The organism is Nocardioides sp. Soil796, assembly GCF_001429525.1.
Lineage (GTDB): Bacteria > Actinomycetota > Actinomycetes > Propionibacteriales > Nocardioidaceae > Nocardioides.
The window spans coordinates 1016518-1033262 of sequence record NZ_LMSQ01000018.1; the positions used below are offsets into that span (position 1 = coordinate 1016518).

Sequence of the window (16745 nt, forward strand, 5' to 3'; positions counted from 1 at the left end):
GCCTAGACGGGCGCTGTCGGTTTCCCCGGCGCACCGGGGAAACATGTGCTTCCCACGGCACCTTTGTCGTGGGGAGCACATGAATTCCGTGGGAAGTGGCAGCGAAGGTCCGGCCCAACAGATCGACCCGTCGCCAGATCTTCGAAGATCTGGCGACGGGTCGATGGGTGATGAGGTCAGGCGCTGGCGGAGACCTCCGACGCCGTGGCGTCGTCGCCGATCGCGATCGGACGCCGCTTGGCGATGTAGACAGCGACCGCGATGATCGCCACGGCCACCAGGGCGATGGTGATCCGCAATGCGTCGTTCTGGTCCTCGCCGACGCTCATCGAGACGACGGCACTGGCGATCAGCAGCGAGACCAGGTTCATCACCTTGATCAGCGGGTTGATCGCCGGGCCGGCAGTGTCCTTGAACGGGTCACCGACGGTGTCACCGATGATCGTCGCCTCGTGGGCAGGGGAACCCTTGCCACCGTGGTTGCCGTCCTCGACGAGCTTCTTGGCGTTGTCCCAGGCCCCACCGGCGTTGGCCAGGAAGACCGCCATCAGGGTTCCGGTGCCGATCGCACCGGCCAGGAAGCCGGCCAACGAGGCCGCACCGAGTCCGAAGCCGACCGCGATCGGTGCCAGGACCGCGAGGAGTCCGGGTGTCACCAGCTCGCGCAGCGAGTCCTTGGTGACGATGTCGACGACCTTGCCGTACTCCGGACGTCCGGTGCCCTCCATGATCCCGGGGATCTCGCGGAACTGGCGCCGCACCTCGTAGACCACGGCGCCGGCGGCCCGGCCGACGGCGTTGATGGCCAGGCCGGAGAACAGGAAGACGACCGCTGCACCGAGCAGGACACCGACCAGGACGCCGGGGTTGTAGACGAGGAAGTTCAGCAGGGTCTCGTCACCCTTGGTCAGGTCGCCCGCGTCGTCGACGGCCTCTGCGACCGACGTCGAGTAGGAGCCGAACAGCGCCGTTGCCGCGAGCACCGCCGTGGCGATCGCGATGCCCTTGGTGATCGCCTTCGTGGTGTTGCCGACGGCGTCGAGCTCGGTGAGGATCTGCGCGCCCTCCTCGCTGACGTCACCGGACATCTCGGCGATGCCCTGGGCGTTGTCGGAGACCGGACCGAAGGTGTCCATCGCCACGATCACGCCGACGGTGGTGAGAAGGCCACAACCGGCGAGCGCCACCGCGAACAGGGACACCGTGACGGTGGCGCCGCCGAGGAGGAACGCCCCGAACACTGCGGCGCCGATGACCAGCGTGGTGTAGACCGCCGACTCGAAGCCGACGGAGAGACCCGACAGGATCACGGTCGCGGCGCCGGTCAGCGACGTCTTGCCGACGTCCTTGACCGGACGGTGCTCGGTGCCGGTGTAGTAGCCGGTCAGCGCGAGGATGCCGGCCGCCATCACGATGCCGATGACGACCGCGGCCGAGGCGATCAGACGCGGGTCGCCGGACGCGTCGGCCATGTCGAGGCCGGTGGCGTTCTTGAAGTCGGCGAAGTCGCCGGGCAAGTAGGCGTACGAGAGGATCACGGAGCCGAGCGCGCCGACGGCCGCGGAGATGTAGAAGGCCCGGTTGATCGTCTTGAGGCCGTTCTCACCGACCTTGGGCTTGCACAGGTAGACACCGAGCACTGCGGTCAGGGCCCCGATGGCGGGAATCAGCAGTGGGTAGACCAGGCCCTTGTCACCGAAGGCCTGGGAGCCGAGGATCAGCGCGGCGACCAGCGTCACGGCGTACGACTCGAAGAGGTCGGCGGCCATGCCCGCACAGTCGCCCACGTTGTCGCCGACGTTGTCGGCGATCGTGGCGGCATTGCGGGGGTCGTCCTCGGGGATGCCCTGCTCGACCTTGCCGACCAGGTCGGCACCGACGTCGGCGGCCTTGGTGAAGATGCCGCCACCGACTCGCATGAACATCGCGAGCAGGGCGGCGCCGAAGCCGAAGCCCTCGAGCACGTGGGGCGCCTCGTCCTTGTAGAGGAGGACGACGACGCTGGCACCGAGGAGGCCGAGCCCGACGGTCAGCATGCCCACCGTGGCGCCGGTGCGGAAGCCGATCTTCATCGCCGGTTCTCGACCGGTCTCCTCCGCGGCGGCGGCCACCCGGAGGTTCGCCTTCACCGCCAGCGACATGCCGAGATAACCGACCGCGGCAGAGAATCCGGCACCGACCAGGAAGAAGATCGAGCGCCCGATCCTGACCGCAGTGTCATCTGCTGGCAGGGCGAGGAGGAAGAAGAACGCAACCACGGCAAAGATGCCGAGGGTGCGGAACTGGCGGGTGAGGTAGGCGTTGGCGCCTTCCTGGACGGCCTGAGCGATCCGCTTCATGTTGTCGGTGCCTTCACCGGCGGCCAACACCTCGGCCCGGAACATCGCGGCCAGGCCAAGTGCGACAAGCGCAATGGCTCCGACCACGATCACCAGGACGAGGTTGCCTCCGGAGACATCCACAGCAGCGGGGTAGATCCCGGGCATGGCTCTCCTTTGAGTGTGACGCGGGTAACACGAGTGGCCCGGAGTCTACGCATGACGCCGGGACCTGCATGTGACCCCCGCCACATTCGTCATAAGGGCGCGCGAAAACACCGGGACGAACCGGCGGGAAGGGACGAAAGGTCAGGCCGAGGTGGCGGCGTCGGCCGACGCGTGGATCGCGAACACCTTCGCCAGGCCGGTGATCCGGAAGATCTTCAGGAGGCGGTCCTGGTTGCACACCAGCTGGAGCGACCCGTCGTGGGCGCGCACCTTCTTGAGGCCGCCGACCAGGACACCGAGACCGGTGGAGTCGAGGAACTCGACGCCCTCCATGTCGATGATCAGGTGGTGGGACCCGTCGGCGACGAGCTCGGTGATCTTGTCGCGCAACTTGGGAGCGGTGTAGACATCGATCTCGCCCTCGACCGCGACGATGGTCGCGCCATCGACCTCGCGTGTCACAAGCGTCAGGTCCACGTCTCTCCTCCGAGGGCCGGCTGGCCATTGCGCGCCGGAGCCCCCAGTTGCCCCGACACTTCTCGCCATATCAAACCATGCACATCCGCCTCGCGCATGTGGTGGCGCGAATCCGGGCTGTCGGAGGCCCTTGCCACACTGGTCCCGTGCCCCCACTCCACCCTCCCTCACGGCCTGAGGTGCGGGGCCTGATCGACGCCGTGGCGACCCCGTCCCGCGCCGACCGGCTCCGTCATGTCGAGGTGCTGCCCCCGCGCGCCCCGACGTACGCCGAATGGCCGGCGTGGGTGGCCGCGCCGGTGCGCGAGGCGTTCGCCGCTCGGGGAGTCGTACGCCCGTGGCAGCACCAGGTCGAGGGCGCCGAGGCGGCGCACTCCGGGCGACACGTGGTGGTGGCCACCGGCACCGCGTCCGGCAAGTCGCTGGTCTACCAGGCGCCTGCCCTCACGGCCTGCCTGGAGCAGCGCGGGCCGCGCGGCGAGCGGGGCGCGACCGCGCTGTACGTCGCCCCGACCAAGGCGCTGGCCCAGGACCAGCTGGCCTCCCTGCATGCGCTGGGACTCGACGTCCGGGCGGCCACGCACGACGGTGACAGCTCCCGCGAGCAGCGCGACTGGGCCCGCGACCACGGCGAGTACCTCCTCACCAACCCCGACATGCTGCACCGCTCGATGCTGCCCGGGCACGCCCGCTGGGCCAGGTTCTGGCGGTCCCTGCGCTACGTGGTCATCGACGAGTGCCACCACTACCGCGGGGTCTTCGGCGCCCACGTCTCCCACGTGCTGCGCCGGCTGCGCCGGGTGTGCGCGCTCTACGGCGCGTCCCCGACGTTCGTGCTCGCCTCGGCCACGGTCGCCTCACCCGCCGAGCTCGGCCTGCGCCTGACCGGTCACGAGATGGTCGCGGTCACCGACGACACCTCGCCCCGCGGCCAGGTGGCGCTGGCGCTGTGGGAGCCGCCGTTCGTCTCCCACCTCGGCGAGAACGGCGCACCCGTACGCCGGGCCGCGACCTCCGAGGTCGCCGACCTGCTCACGGACCTCGTCGTCGCGGGAGTGCGCACGCTCGCGTTCGTGCGCTCCCGCCGTGGCGCGGAGTCCGTCGCGGCCATCGCCGCCGAATCGCTCGGCGAGGTCGCCCCCGAGCTGGCCGGCCGGGTGGCGCCGTACCGCGGCGGCTACCTGCCCGAGGAGCGCCGCGCCCTCGAGCAGCGGCTCCGCTCCGGCGACCTGGTCGGGCTGGCTGCCACCAACGCCCTCGAGCTCGGCATCGACGTGAGCGGACTCGACGCCGTGCTGCTCGCCGGTTTCCCGGGCACCCGGGCCGCCCTCTGGCAGCAGGTCGGCCGCGCCGGGCGTGAGGGCCAGGACGCGCTCGGCATCCTCGTGGCGCGCGACGACCCGCTCGACACCTACCTGGTCACCCATCCCGAGGCCCTGATCGGTCGTCCGGTCGAGGCGTGCGTCTTCGACCCGTCGAACCACTACATCCTGGGCCCGCACCTGCTGGCCGCCGCCGAGGAGTTGCCACTCTCCCCGGACGAGCTCGGGCTGTTCGGCGAGACGGCGCGCGAAGCAGTCGACGCGCTGACCGAGGCCGGCCTCCTGCGCCGGCGCGGCCGGGACTGGTTCTGGACCGACCGGCGGCGGGCCAGCGACTTTGCCGACATCCGCTCGGCCGGCGGGTCGCCCGTGCAGCTCATCGAGGGCTCAACGGGTCGCGTGATCGGCACCGTCGATGCGGGGTCGGCCCACGGCACCGCCCACGCCGGCGCCGTCTACGTGCACCTCGGAGAGACGTGGCTGGTCTCCTCGCTCGACGTCGAGGACAACGTCGCGATGATGGACCGCGCCGAGCCGTCGTACTCCACGTCGGCCCGCGAGACCACCGACATCCGCATCGCCCAGGAGCGGCGCCACGAGCCGTGGGGGCGCTGTCGCATGTCGTTCGGTGAGGTCGACGTCTCCCACCAGGTGGTCTCGTTCCTGAAGCGGCGCGTCCCCAGTGGCGAGGTGATCTCGGAGGAGCCGCTCGACCTGCCCGAGCGCACGCTGCGCACCGCTGCGGTGTGGTGGACCGTCCCGGCCGCGGTGCTCGAGGACGCCGGACTCGCCGAGGCCGACCTGCCGGGATCGGCACACGCGGCCGAGCACGCCTCCATCGGCCTGCTGCCGCTCTTCGCGACCTGCGACCGGTGGGACATCGGCGGCGTCTCCACGGCCCTGCACGCCGACACCGGCCAGCTGACCGTCTTCGTCTACGACGGCCACCCGGGCGGCGCGGGCTTCGCCGAGCGTGGCTTCACGGTGGCACGCGAGTGGCTGGCCGCCACCCGCGAGGCGATCGCGAGCTGCGCCTGCACCGAGGGCTGCCCGTCGTGCGTCCAGTCACCCAAGTGCGGCAACCAGAACCACCCCCTCGACAAGCTGGGGGCGGTCCGGTTGCTCGACGTGCTGCTGGGGTGATCCGTCAGCCGAAGCAGTCCTGGCTGTCGAGCTCGACGGCAAGCGACTCGACGCGCGAGTCCTCGGCGACCCCGAAGTAGTAGGACACCCCGGGCTGCCCGTCGACCGCGATCGAGTACCCGTTGACGCCGCTCTCCAAGCCTGGGTAGGCGGCGCGCACCTGGTCGAGGGTCGACCCGAGGCCGATGCCCTCGGGAGTCTCCATGTCGTCGGCCGCGAAGACCGCCGCGACGCCGTACTTCTCGGAGTAGTAGCCGGACGTCGTGTTCCTGGCCGGCGGGTGGGCGGTCAGCGACATCGTGCGACACGTCTGTCCCGGACCGCCCCCGCCGATGTCGACCACGCCGGTCGCCTCGGCCTCGTCGAGCCCCATGCCGAGCTTGAGGTCGCCGTACCCGTCGGGTCCGAGCACGTCGGCCTCGGCCGCCACGACCTGGTCCTTGTCGCCACCGTGGTCGTCGGGCGAGGCCAGCCAGGCGGTCGCTCCGGCACCGCCGATCAGCACTGCGGCGGCGAGTCCGCCGATGGCCGCGGTGCGCCGGTGGCGTCTCTGGGCACCCGACCGACGGACCAGCCCGGGGTTGACCGGTGTGGCCCGGTCCTGCGCGGTGCGCGCGAGGGTGAGCAGCGCGCCGAGTTCGTCGTCAGCCATGGTGTGCCTCCGTCTGGTCGGACTTGTCTGTGAGGAGTTCGGCGAGGGCGGCGCGTCCGCGGGCCAGCCGTGCCTTGACGGTGCCCGTCGGTACGCCGGTCTCGCGGGCCACGTCCGCGACGGAGAGGTCGCAGAGGTGGTGGAGGACGATCGCCCGGCGCTGGTCGGCCGTGATGCCGCGCAGGGCCGTGACCAAAGCCGTGTGTTCGACGTCGGGGACCACGGGTGGCGCGTGCCCTTCGTTGAGCCGGTTCAGCTCGCGACCGCGTCTCGCCCGGTTGAAGCGGCTGATCGCGATCCGCCAGGCGACCGTGCGCACCCAGGCCTCGGGCGAACCGACGTTCCGGAGCGTGCGTCGGTGGTCCCAGGCACGGACGAACGCCTCCTGGACGCAGTCCTGGGCCTCGGTGAAGTTGCCGGTCATCACATAGAGATGTCCGACCAGCCTCGAGAACGACGCCGCGTAGAAGTCGTCGAAGTCCGCCTCGTCCACGGTGCTCCCTCCGGGTTGGTGTGACTCCACGGTGTCCGGAGTCCTGAACACAAGAGCGATGGCGCGCTGATCCGGTTGCATCGATCTGGTTTGCACCGATGCGGGGAGTAGCGTGACCGACATGGTGATTCTCGGTCTTCTGCTCATCGCCCTCGCGGTCATCGCGATCCTCGGTGGCGTCTTCCTCGTCGACGGCGGCAACGTCGAGTACTTCGGCATGGAGGTGCCGCCGGTGACGCTCTTCGTGGTCGGCGCGCTCAGCGTCGTGTTCATCGGCCTGGGCGCCAAGTTGATGGCCTCGGGCACCAAGCGCAGCATCCAGGCCCGTCGCGAGCACAAGCAGCTCGAGAAGCTCGCCGAGCAGCGTCAGGCCGATGCCGACCCGGGTCGCGAGGCCTGAGCGAGACCTCAACGGCTTCAGCGAGACCTCAGCGGAGGAACCGGAGCACGGCCAGCACCCGCCGGTGTGCGGACTCGTCGGGCAGCAGGCCGAGTTTGGCGAAGATGCGCTGGGTGTGCTTCTCGACGCCGCCGAGCGTGACCATGAGGCGCTCCGCGATCGAGGTGTTGGAGAGCCCCTCGGCCATCAGCCCGAGCACCTCGCGCTCTCGCGGCGTCAGCGACTCGAGCGGGTCCGGCCGGCGGCCCATCAGCTGGGAGATGACCAACGGGTCCATCACCGTGCCGCCCTCGGCGACCCGCTGGAGCGAGTCGAGGAAGTCGTCGATGTCGCTGACCCGGTCCTTGAGCAGGTAGCCGATGCTCCCCTGGCCGCCGGCGATCAGCTCGTCGGCGTAGGAGACCTCGACGTACTGCGAGAGCACCATCACCGGTGCGGCCGGCCAGGCGCGGCGTACGTCGACCGCGGCGCGGAGGCCCTCGTCGGTGTGTGAGGGCGGCATCCGGATGTCGACGATGCTCACGTCGGGGCGTTCAGCCAGGGCAGCCTCGACGAACGACGGACCGTCGCCCACAGAGGAGACCACGTCGTGGCCCGCCTCGGTGAGCAACAGCTGCAGCCCCTCGCGGAGCAGCAGGGAGTCGTCGGCGATGACTATGCGCACGGAAGCTCCGCCCTGATCGTGGTCGGACCGCCGGCCGGCGAGTCGATCCGGAGCACACCGTCGGCGGCACGCACCCGCTGTTCGAGCCCGGCCAGGCCGTGCCCCTTGCCCGACGCGGCACCACCGACGCCGTGGTCGACGACCTCGACCGCGAGCAGGTCGCCGTCGCGGCGGACGTCGAGGCGGGCGTGGTCGACCCCGCTGTGCTTGGCGACGTTGGTCAGCGCCTCGGAGGCGACGTAGTAGGCGGCGGTCTCGACGTGGGGCGGCACCTCACCCAGGTCGTCGATGGCCGCCGTGACCGGCACCGCGGCGCGTCCGGCCAGCTCCTGGAGGGCAGCGGCCAGGCCGCGGTCGACGAGGATCGGTGGCGCGATCCCGCGGGAGAGTGATCGCAGCTCCTCCACGGCCTCACGCGCCTGCTTCAGGGCGGTGTCGATGGTGGTGCGGGCCAGGTCGGGGTCGGTGTCGAGCTGCTTGCGAGCCCGACCGAGGTCCATCCCGAGGCGGACCAGGCGCTGCTGGGGACCGTCGTGGATGTCGCGTTCGAGGCGGCGCAGTGACCCGGCCTCGGCGAGGCGAGCGGCGTGGCGGGTGTCCTCGAGGCGGGTCATCTCCTGCTGCAGCACGCCCCGGCTCGAGAGCATCACACGACTCAGGCTGGACTGCACCAGCGCGACCAGGCGCATCACGAACGGCAGGGTCAGCAGGGCCACGACGCCGATGATCAGCATCAGCACGCTCTCGGCCCGGCGCCCGTCACCGAAGCCGAGCAGCTCGGCGAGCGTCTGGTTGCCCTCGTCGTCGAAGGGGATGTAGCGCTGCCAGACCCAGTAGGTCAGGCCGCCGGCGGTCACCGACCACCAGACCACCGTGGCGACGAACGCGAGGATCGAGGTCGCGAAGCCGACCACGGACCAGACGATGTCGAGCCACGACTGCGGATCGGTCAGGGGCGCGACGGCCCGTCGCAGCCAGCCCGACTCGTCACGGGCCCGGCGGTAGTGCGGCGTCGGCGCGTCGGCGTACAACAGGGTGCGCACGCGGCGGCGCTCGACGTGGGCGAAGCCACGGGCGACGTACGCCGTCAGGGCCAGGACCGGGAGCCCGAACAGGGTGACCGCCAGCGCCACGCCGACGGCCAGCCCGGTGACCATCAGCACGAAGGCAGGTACGGCGAGCGCGAGGGCGCTCACGTTGTAGGCCGAGTCGAGCAGCACGCGGCGCCCCCACGACGGCGAACGTCGTGCGGTGTCGTGGGGTGCTGACGGTGTGGCGATCGGCTCGATCCAGGTCGTGGTGTCCTCGCCGGGGACGGCGGGCTCGGCGGGGTGCTCTGTCAGTGCGTGGCTCATGTCGTCAACGCTAGGAATTCGGGCGTCCGGAAACGATCCTGCCAGCACCACACCTGTTGTCGGGGAAACCCGACACCCGCTCGGCGATCTCACCCGGTGGGTTGAGGGCCGGCACGCGAGTGGCCGGTGATCTCGAAGGTGTGGCCCAGGAACTCGGGGCCCTCGACCCGCACGGAGACCACCACGTCCTCGCCGAACAGGTCACACGTGGTCAGCTCGGCCTCGTTGGCCGCCGCCACTCCCGACGCGGCCGCGCAGGCATCGCCGGCGTCCTGCAGGGTCACCGCACCCGCGAGCGCCGCCAGGTCTGCCCCGGCCTGGGCCCGGCGGTGGGCGGCCGCCGTCGCCGTCATGAACGCGGCGGCGAGCCCGAGCAGCACGACCACGCCGATCAGCGAGACCACGAGCAGGGACGCCGAGCCGCGTTCACCCCGCATCGTCGGACTCCTCCCGCAGGGCAGTCGCCTCGCCGTGGGTGTCGCCGCTCAGCCCGTCGAACACGCCTCCGGGCGACGGCACCTGGTCGCTGACCACCACGGTCACCGTGCCGTCGCCCTCGCTGATGCTCACCGACGCACCGGGAGCGACCTCGTGCGCGAGCGCGACGGCCCGGTCGGCGGTCTCACCACGGGCCAGCGCACGAGCGGCCTCACGCGCGGCATCGGTCGACTTCATCTGGGCGACGCCGAAGGTCAGCAGCCACACCATCGCCAGGGTCACCGCGACCAGGAGCGGGAGGGCGAGCGCCGTCTCCGCGGTGACCGCCCCCCGCTCGTCGCGCCTCATCCGATGCCGAGCATCCCGAGCACATGGTTGAACATCTGCCGCAGCATCTGGTCGCCGAAGCCGCCGGTCACCAGCTGGTAGAGCACACCGGCCAGGCCCGCCCCGGCCGCCGTGCCCACCGCGTATTCGGCCGTGGTGATACCCCGCTCGTCGCGGCGCGTCGTGCCTGTCACTGTCATGGACAACCTCCTTCTTCTCCGGCCACGGGCGCGGCCGGTGCTTCCACCCTCGCCGTTTCCGGGTCCCCTCGTGGACGCCCCGACCCGCCCTGTGGAGAACACCTGCAGCAACCTTCCTGTGCACGGAAACCGGTGGGATCACCACGACAGCGACCCCAACGCCGCGGCGATCACCGGCACGATGCCGATCACCAGGAACGCGGGCAGCAGGAACAGGCCGAGAGGCACCGCCGCGCGGACGCCGACCGTGCGGGCACGGTCCTCGACCCGGGCCCTCTCCTCGCGTTCGAGGTCGTTGCCGAGCCGGCGTACGACATCGGCGATGGGAACACCGGACGCCTCCGCCCGCAGGAGTGCGCGCCCCACCCGGTCGTACGCCGGCACGGCGGACAGCTCGCGCCACACGTCGACCGGCGCCATCCCGATGCCGAGCCTGGCCTCGGCCCGACGCAGTGGTTCGGCCCCGGGGCCGGGAAGCGCCCGGGACACCTGTCGCACCGCCTCGGGCAGGGACCCGCCGGCGGCCAGCACGAGTCCCAGCAGGTGCACGACCTGCGGCAGCTCACGCACGGCGGCCTCGCGTTGTCGGCGTACGGCAGCCGGCTCCGAGCGGCCGATGGTCACCCACGCGGCCACGAACCCGACGACGGCCACCACGCCTCCCAGCGGCATCGAGAAGAACGTCACTCCCCCGAGTGCGGCGCACGCACTCACCAGCGGCCGGAACCGCACCAGGAGCGAAGCCTCCCGCTGCAGGTCCGCCGGGTTGTGTCGGTCTGGTCGACGCACGGTGCGGCGCGGCGGGAACACGAGGAACACCGCGGCAGCCGCCAGCAGCGCCGTCATCACCGCGGGGGTCACGCCGTCGCCTCGACTCCGGACGCGATGGACTCGATCCAGCGCAGCCCCACCACGGTCAGCAGGACGCCGACGGCCAGGCAGCCCAGGCCCAGAGGAGTGCCGACCAGGAACCGGAACGGGTCGCCGCCCGCGCCGGACCCCATGGCCAGGGTGAGCGCCGGGAGTGCTGCCATCAACCTCGCCGTCGAGCGCGCCGAGGCCAGCTCCGAGCGGACCAGCCGCCGGGTCGCCTCGCGAGCCCGGACGGTCTCGGCGACCCCGGCGAGTGCCTCCGCCAGGCCGCTCCCCGACCGGACCGCGACCTGCCAGGCCGCCGCCACCAGCCGCAGGTCACCCGCTCCGGGGCGCACCGCCAGCTCACGCAACGCGTCGGGCACCGAGCCGCCGAGGGTGTGGGCAGACGTCACGGCTGACATGGGAGGCCACACCGAGGCGGCCTCGGAGAGACACCGACCCACCGGCATGCCGGCCTGGAGCTCACCGCTGATCAGCTCGCACACCTCCTGGATGTGCGCGCCGGTGCGGGCCGCCTCGACGGACCGACGGCGCTTGGTGCGCAGGGAGCCGAGGCCGGCAACGGCACCGACGCCGATCACCGCGGGTGCCGCGAACCTCCACGGCACTCCACCCGAGAGGGCGACGGCACAGACAGCGACGACCAGGCCCGCGAACCAGACGTGCCTGGCGAGCGGACGACACCGCGGTAGCGGCCGGACCAGGAGCACGGCGACTCCGGCGAGGCCAGCCGCGACCAGGGCACTCACGGCTCCGCCAGGCGGTCGGCCAGGCGCTCGATGCCCGGCCCCTCACGCACCCGGCCGTCGACCGGGAAGCTGACGGCGGTGAGCGCGTCGACGAAGCCGGTCGGTCCGCGGGCGGGCACGGCGATCTCTGCCAGCCGGCGCTCGCCCGCGCGGTCGCGACCGAGGTGCAGGAAGACGTCTATCGCCGACGCCAGCTGGCTGTGCACGGCGTCGCGCCCGAGCCCGGCGGGCAGGGCCAGCGCCTCGACGCGGGCGGGTACGTCGGCGGCGGAGTTGGCGTGGAGCGTGCCGCAGCCGCCCTCGTGCCCGGTGTTGAGGGCGGCCAGCAGGTCGACCACCTCGATGCCACGGACCTCGCCCACGACCAGCCGGTCGGGCCGCATGCGCAGGGCCTGGCGCACGAGGGTGCGCATCGGGATCTCGCCGGCGCCCTCGACGTTGGCCACCCGTGCCTCCAGCCCCACCACGTGGGGGTGGTCGGGGCGGAGCTCACTGGAGTCCTCGACGAGGACCAGCCGGTGCGCCGGGTCGACCTCGCCCAGCATCGCGGCCAGGAGGGTCGTCTTGCCGCTGCCCGTGCCGCCCGAGACCAGGAACGAGAGGCGCGCGGCCAGCACCCGGCGGATCAACGTGAGCGCGTCGCCACCCAGCATTCCGCGGTCGGCGAGCTCGTCGAGGGACCAGCCGGCCGGCCGCGGCACCCGGAGCGAGATCACCGTGCCGGGGCGGGCGACCGGAGCGAGCACGGCATGGCAGCGGGTGCCGTCGCGCAGGCGCACGTCGACGTAGGGGGTGGCGTCGTCGAGGCGACGCCCACCGGACGAGGCCAGCCGTTGCGCGAGTCGGCGTACGGCCTCCTCGTTCGGGAACCGGACTCCGGCCGACTCGAGGCCGCGGCCACGGTCGAACCAGACCGAGTCGGGGCTGTTCACCAGGACGTCGGTCACGCCCTCCTGTCGCAGCAGCGGCTCGAGGATGCCCACGCCGACCACGTCGGCGCGCAACGACTCGTGCACCGCGAGCACCGTGGCGTCGCCGACCGGTCGCCCCGCCGACCGCAGTGCCTCCGCCACCCGCTGCGGGGTGAGCAGGTGCCCGTCGCGGGCCAGGCGTTCGCGGACCTCATCGAGGAGCTCCTCGGGCACCTCACCGATCACGCCGCCGACCTGGCCGCGGCCGCCGGGCCCACCGCCCGCAACACGTCCCGGGCAGCCTTCGCGAGGACTCCGCGGCGCGACTTCACCGGCCCCTGGCCGAGGTCGATCGCCTCGTCGAGGCCGCGTTGGTCGGGCATCGCCGCAAGCACCGGCGCACCGACCAGTCGCTGGGCCTCGGCCGCGTCGACCCCCGACCCGCGGACCACCAGGGCCAAGGGCCCGGACCTGCGGGCCAGCTCCGCGAAGCGAGCCGCGGACGACAGACCGGGCAGGGTCGCCCGGGTCACGACGACCAGCGACTGGCATCGCGCCATCAGCTCCTCGGCAAGGTCGCCCCCGGCGCGCGGCAGGTCGAGCACCACCACACGATGGCCCCGGGTCGCCGCCGCCACGGCCGCCCGGGCAGCGAACGGCTGCAGGGTCTCGACGCCACTCGGGCCGCCGGCGCCGAAGGTCAGCACACCCAGATCGCCTCGCCGGGGCAGGGCATCGCGCAGCGCCCGCGCACCGAGCCGGCCGGTGGTCTGCTGCAACGCGTCCCACCGGACGCCGTCTAGGCGCTCCATGCCGAGCACCTGGTCGGCGCCGGGCCCGAGCGGATCGGTGTCGATCAGGCAGGCCGGGCCCTCACGGGCGGCCATCATCGCCAGGGCACAGGAGAACGTGGTGGCCCCGGCACCGCCCGACCCGCCGACCACGCCGATGGTCACGCCGTCGACGTCGAAGCGCTCCGAGGAGTCGGCCAGCACCTCGAGGACCCAGGAGTCGCAGCCCGGCAGCTCGACGACGTTCTCGATGCCGAGGGCCAGGGCGGTGCGGAACGCCTCGTCGGGCAGGTGGCCCCAGGCCACGAGATGGACGCCCACGCGTCTCGGCGGTTCGATCGCGGCCAGCTCGTCGGCCACGTCGGCACCGAGGAGGACGACGGACGCCGTCGACCAGGACCGCAGGGCGGCGGCCGGGTCGGAGGTGACGTCGGGAACCACACCGGCCGCCGCGGCCAGTCGCTGGAGCTCGTCGTGGAGGGCCTGGTCGCGCGTGATGATGAGGGGATTCGTCATGCCACCAGAGTTGCCCGCATGAGGGGCGGTCGACTCCTCGTCGTACGGCATCTGTGGATAACCTGGTCGCGACCGCGCCTGTGCACGGAAACCGGCCGGCTGCCTGCCCAGGTGGGCGATTCCAAGGGTGCCGGATCGGGGAGCGGCGCACCGCGAGCCCGGCACTCCCCTTGGAATCGTCCACCTAGGATGTGGCCATGCCTGCATCGGCCCAGCGCCCGCACCATCCGGGCGGCTCTCGCGAAGCCGCCTTCTTCGACCTCGACAAGACGATCATCGCCAAGTCGAGCACGCTCGCGTTCAGCAAGCCCTTCCAGGCCGGTGGCCTGATCTCGCGGCGGGCCGTGCTGCGCAGCGCCTACGCCCAGTTCGTCTACCTCGTCGGGGGCGCCGACCACGACCAGATGGAGAAGCTGCGGCAGTTCATGTCGCAGCTGTGCGCCGGCTGGAACGTCGCCACCGTGCGGGAGATCGTCGCCGAGACACTGCACAACATCGTCGACCCGCTGGTCTACGACGAGGCGGTCAGCCTGATCGAGGAGCACCACCTGGCCGGCCGCGAGGTGATCATCGTGTCGACCTCGGGTGCCGAGGTGGTCGGCCCGATCGGAGAGATGCTCGGCGCCGACCGGGTCATCGCCACGCGCCTGGAGATCGTGGACGGCAAGTACACCGGCGAGATCGACTACTACGCCTACGCGGAGACGAAGGCCGAGGCGATCCGCGAGCTCGCCGCGGAGGAAGGCTTCGACCTCTCCCACTGCTACGCCTACAGCGACTCGATCACCGACCTGCCCATGCTCGAGGCGGTGGGGCACCCGCACGCGGTGAACCCCGACAAGGAGCTGCGCAAGGCGGCCGTGGAGCACGAGTGGCCGGTGCTGGTCTTCACCAAGCCGGTCAACCTCGGCCGCCGGGTGAAGCTGCCTCCGGCCAAGCCGACACTGGCCGCACTGGCGGTCGGAGGCCTGATGGTAGCCGGTGGGGCGATCGCGGTGAACCTGCGCAGGCGTGGCCCCGCCTGACCGCTCCACGTGGCCCCGCGGCACACATCAATGGACCCGTAAGTCAACCCTTGAAGTGCATCCGGAACCGGCGTACACATGGACATACAACTCAAGAGTTTGCACGTGAACCAGGTACCCACGCGGCGATCTACCCTTCTTCAGGGCGCTTGCCAAGATCGGGTCTGACCCCGAGGGCAGTAGTTAGATAGTGCACGCTTGTTACCCGGGTTTCGCGTGTCAGCGGCGGCACCCGAATCCATGCGAGTCGGGTGCCGCTCGCATGTCCGGACCGATGCAGACTCAGCCGCGCACGGGGCTGGCCTCGGCCGCCGCCGCGTAGGCCTCCGCCGCGTAGAGCAACCACGCGTGCACTCCGCTGCTGCCGCTGGCGTTCGCATAGGCGCGCAGGTTCGACTCGTACTCCGCGCGCAGGGCCAGGTGGCCCGCCTCGGGCACCAGCAGCGACTTCTCGTCGACCCCGCGGGCCACCAGCACGAGGCGTTCGGCGGCCCGGGCGACGATGCCGTTGTGCGAGGCGAACGGTGCCGCCGTCGCCAGCTCGGCGTGTACGACGGCCGCGACCAGCATCGCCGGCGCGGTGGTGGGTGCCAGCAACCTCTGGCCGAGGATCCTCAGCCGCTCCGCCGCGTCGCCGTCCCGCGGGCGGCCCAGCTGCTCGTCGGCCAGGGTGCCCTTGCCGGCCAGGGCGTGCAGGCGGGCAAAGGCCTGCAGGGGCGCGGTCTTCAGCGTCGGCACCAGCGAGAGCGCCTGGGTCGAGACCCTGATCGCCGCCTGTGCGGTCTCGTCGCCGTCTCCGGCGCGGATCTCGTCCAGGCTGGAGCCGGAGCCTTCCAGCACGCCGCTGGCACAGGCGCCTCGGAGCAGCGACTCGGTGGTCAGCTCGGGCGCCGTCTTGCGCAGGCCGCGATCCCGCAGCATCGCGTCGACGCCGTCCCTGGTGCCGGCGAAGGCCGACGGCACTCCCTCGAGCGCAGCGAGGGAGGCCAGCGGATCGCCGTTCGTGACACTGCTCATGCCTCGCAACGTTAGAGGTGCCGCGGGTGGGGGCTGTCGAGCGGGGCTGCGGGCAGCCGACATTCGGCCTGTCCGCGGGACCTCTTGCTACGCAGCTTCGGCGGGTCCAGCAGGTAGCCTCGGATCAATGGACCACCAGCGCGCTCCCCAGGACCGACCCGCCTTCCCGGCCGAGGCCGTGCAGTGGTTGCTGGGCTCCTCGCCGCGCACCGTCGTGGTGCTGGGTGACGCGGACGTCGCCGAGGCGATCGCCGTGGACGGCCACGACGTCACCGACGTGGAGGGCACCGGCGAGCCGCTTCCGTTCCCCGACCGCAGCATCGACGTCGTCCTCTCCACGCACGGCGTGCCCGACGACCTCGAGGCGATCGCGCGGGTGCTGCGTCCCGGTGGCCAGGTCGCCCTGGTCTGCAACGAGCGCGACCAGCGCATCCCCTGGGCCCGCAAGCTCGACGGTGTGCTCGGCAACACCCCCGCTGGCGACGCCCCGGCAGTCGGCCTGGTCAACTCCACCCTCTTCGGCTTCGTGAGCGACTCCCCCTTCCGCTACTGGCAGGTCGTGAACCGCGAGTCCCTCGAGGCGATGGTGCGCACCGAGCTCTCCGGGCGTGGTGACACCGAGATCGAGCGTCGTACGACGGCCGCACTCGCGCTGTACGACGACTACGGTCGGGGCGCCGACGGGATGCAGATGCCGTGGCTGAGCCGGTGCTTCAAGGCGACCGTGGTCGAGAACGCCTGGGCGCCGCCACACGGGCTCGACGAGCAGCACGACCCCGACGCGACGGACCAGGCAGACGACTCCGGTGACGACACCGACCAGCGGCCGCCCACACCGCAGGACGGCTCGGAGTCCGATCTGCTGCTGATCGACTTCCGCTAGCGCGGTTACGCCCTAGTGTG

18 protein-coding genes are annotated in these 16745 nt (G+C 71.7%); 4 read left to right on the forward strand and 14 right to left on the reverse strand.

Annotation, left to right across the window (positions count from 1 at the left end; all coding sequences use genetic code 11):
- Positions 1-176 precede the first annotated feature (176 nt).
- Positions 177-2486, reverse strand: a complete 2310-nt coding sequence (locus ASH02_RS16225; RefSeq protein ID WP_056679875.1) for a sodium-translocating pyrophosphatase — start codon at positions 2484-2486, stop codon at positions 177-179.
- Positions 2487-2627: 141 nt separating this feature from the next.
- Positions 2628-2963, reverse strand: a complete 336-nt coding sequence (locus ASH02_RS16230) for an STAS domain-containing protein (protein ID WP_057295076.1) — start codon at positions 2961-2963, stop codon at positions 2628-2630.
- Positions 2964-3109: 146 nt separating this feature from the next.
- Here ASH02_RS16230 and ASH02_RS16235 point away from each other — a divergent pair, with 146 nt between their 5' ends.
- Positions 3110-5428: a DEAD/DEAH box helicase gene (locus ASH02_RS16235; protein ID WP_235539056.1), complete on the forward strand. Its 2319-nt coding sequence runs from the start codon at positions 3110-3112 to the stop codon at positions 5426-5428.
- A 4-nt stretch (positions 5429-5432) separates the two neighbouring features.
- Here ASH02_RS16235 and ASH02_RS16240 read toward each other — a convergent pair whose 3' ends face one another.
- Entirely contained in the window at positions 5433-6080 is a 648-nt protein-coding gene (locus tag ASH02_RS16240; protein WP_057295077.1) for a hypothetical protein, read from the reverse strand.
- Positions 6073-6573, reverse strand: coding sequence for a SigE family RNA polymerase sigma factor (locus ASH02_RS16245; RefSeq protein WP_056679867.1), 501 nt, complete (start codon positions 6571-6573; stop codon positions 6073-6075). Before ASH02_RS16245 ends, ASH02_RS16240 begins: the two co-directional genes overlap by 8 nt.
- A gap of 121 nt (positions 6574-6694) precedes the next feature.
- Here ASH02_RS16245 and ASH02_RS16250 point away from each other — a divergent pair, with 121 nt between their 5' ends.
- A complete protein-coding gene (locus ASH02_RS16250) occupies positions 6695-6973 on the forward strand; it encodes a hypothetical protein (protein ID WP_156388553.1) in 279 nt (92 codons plus the stop codon).
- Positions 6974-7001: 28 nt separating this feature from the next.
- On the opposite strand, the gene ASH02_RS16255 is transcribed toward ASH02_RS16250, so the two are convergent.
- From ASH02_RS16255 to ssd, 9 genes are all read right to left on the reverse strand, one after another.
- Positions 7002-7637 carry a response regulator gene (locus ASH02_RS16255; protein WP_056890320.1) on the reverse strand — a complete coding sequence of 212 codons (636 nt, stop codon included), beginning with the start codon at positions 7635-7637 and terminating at the stop codon, positions 7002-7004.
- Positions 7628-8992 carry a sensor histidine kinase gene (locus tag ASH02_RS16260; protein WP_057295078.1) on the reverse strand — a complete coding sequence of 455 codons (1365 nt, stop codon included), beginning with the start codon at positions 8990-8992 and terminating at the stop codon, positions 7628-7630. Before ASH02_RS16260 ends, ASH02_RS16255 begins: the two co-directional genes overlap by 10 nt.
- 89 nt (positions 8993-9081) lie before the next feature.
- On the reverse strand, positions 9082-9429 hold the full coding sequence (locus ASH02_RS16265; RefSeq protein WP_082563681.1) for an Rv3654c family TadE-like protein: 348 nt from the start codon (positions 9427-9429) through the stop codon (positions 9082-9084).
- The gene (locus tag ASH02_RS16270) at positions 9419-9778 is read right to left on the reverse strand and encodes a TadE family type IV pilus minor pilin (protein WP_056679852.1); all 360 of its coding nucleotides are present in this window, start codon (positions 9776-9778) and stop codon (positions 9419-9421) included. Before ASH02_RS16270 ends, ASH02_RS16265 begins: the two co-directional genes overlap by 11 nt.
- Entirely contained in the window at positions 9775-9957 is a 183-nt protein-coding gene (locus tag ASH02_RS16275) for a DUF4244 domain-containing protein (protein ID WP_056679849.1), read from the reverse strand. The genes ASH02_RS16270 and ASH02_RS16275 overlap by 4 nt, the downstream gene beginning before the upstream one ends.
- A gap of 138 nt (positions 9958-10095) precedes the next feature.
- Positions 10096-10818, reverse strand: a complete 723-nt coding sequence (locus tag ASH02_RS16280; protein WP_056890322.1) for a type II secretion system F family protein — start codon at positions 10816-10818, stop codon at positions 10096-10098.
- The gene (locus ASH02_RS16285; RefSeq protein WP_056890323.1) at positions 10815-11582 is read right to left on the reverse strand and encodes a type II secretion system F family protein; all 768 of its coding nucleotides are present in this window, start codon (positions 11580-11582) and stop codon (positions 10815-10817) included. Before ASH02_RS16285 ends, ASH02_RS16280 begins: the two co-directional genes overlap by 4 nt.
- On the reverse strand, positions 11579-12739 hold the full coding sequence (locus ASH02_RS16290) for a TadA family conjugal transfer-associated ATPase (RefSeq protein WP_414858563.1): 1161 nt from the start codon (positions 12737-12739) through the stop codon (positions 11579-11581). The genes ASH02_RS16285 and ASH02_RS16290 overlap by 4 nt, the downstream gene beginning before the upstream one ends.
- Positions 12736-13800, reverse strand: a complete 1065-nt coding sequence (ssd, locus tag ASH02_RS26680; protein WP_056679943.1) for a septum site-determining protein Ssd — start codon at positions 13798-13800, stop codon at positions 12736-12738. Before ssd ends, ASH02_RS16290 begins: the two co-directional genes overlap by 4 nt.
- A 197-nt stretch (positions 13801-13997) precedes the next feature.
- Here ssd and ASH02_RS16300 point away from each other — a divergent pair, with 197 nt between their 5' ends.
- Entirely contained in the window at positions 13998-14825 is an 828-nt protein-coding gene (locus ASH02_RS16300; protein ID WP_056679840.1) for an HAD family hydrolase, read from the forward strand.
- Between the two features lie 282 nt (positions 14826-15107).
- Here ASH02_RS16300 and ASH02_RS16305 read toward each other — a convergent pair whose 3' ends face one another.
- Positions 15108-15842, reverse strand: a complete 735-nt coding sequence (locus ASH02_RS16305) for a hypothetical protein (RefSeq protein WP_056890324.1) — start codon at positions 15840-15842, stop codon at positions 15108-15110.
- Positions 15843-15969: 127 nt separating this feature from the next.
- Between ASH02_RS16305 and ASH02_RS16310 the strand changes: the two genes are divergently transcribed.
- Complete coding sequence (locus ASH02_RS16310; RefSeq protein WP_056890325.1) at positions 15970-16725, forward strand: class I SAM-dependent methyltransferase; 756 nt, start codon at positions 15970-15972, stop codon at positions 16723-16725.
- Positions 16726-16745 lie beyond the last annotated feature (20 nt).

Bases quoted from the DNA above. Each gene is read 5' to 3' on its own strand.
- ASH02_RS16305 (WP_056890324.1), bottom strand. From the start codon at position 15,842: ATGAGCAGTGTCACGAACGGCGATCCGCTGGCCTCCCTCGCTGCGCTC.
- ASH02_RS16265 (WP_082563681.1), bottom strand. From the start codon at position 9,429: ATGCGGGGTGAACGCGGCTCGGCGTCCCTGCTCGTGGTCTCGCTGATC.
- ASH02_RS16260 (WP_057295078.1), bottom strand. From the start codon at position 8,992: ATGAGCCACGCACTGACAGAGCACCCCGCCGAGCCCGCCGTCCCCGGC.
- ASH02_RS16270 (WP_056679852.1), bottom strand. From the start codon at position 9,778: ATGAGGCGCGACGAGCGGGGGGCGGTCACCGCGGAGACGGCGCTCGCC.
- ASH02_RS16310 (WP_056890325.1), top strand. From the start codon at position 15,970: ATGGACCACCAGCGCGCTCCCCAGGACCGACCCGCCTTCCCGGCCGAG.
- ASH02_RS16225 (WP_056679875.1), bottom strand. From the start codon at position 2,486: ATGCCCGGGATCTACCCCGCTGCTGTGGATGTCTCCGGAGGCAACCTC.
- ASH02_RS16250 (WP_156388553.1), top strand. From the start codon at position 6,695: ATGGTGATTCTCGGTCTTCTGCTCATCGCCCTCGCGGTCATCGCGATC.
- ASH02_RS16240 (WP_057295077.1), bottom strand. From the start codon at position 6,080: ATGGCTGACGACGAACTCGGCGCGCTGCTCACCCTCGCGCGCACCGCG.
- ASH02_RS16300 (WP_056679840.1), top strand. From the start codon at position 13,998: ATGCCTGCATCGGCCCAGCGCCCGCACCATCCGGGCGGCTCTCGCGAA.
- ssd (WP_056679943.1), bottom strand. From the start codon at position 13,800: ATGACGAATCCCCTCATCATCACGCGCGACCAGGCCCTCCACGACGAG.
- ASH02_RS16275 (WP_056679849.1), bottom strand. From the start codon at position 9,957: ATGACAGTGACAGGCACGACGCGCCGCGACGAGCGGGGTATCACCACG.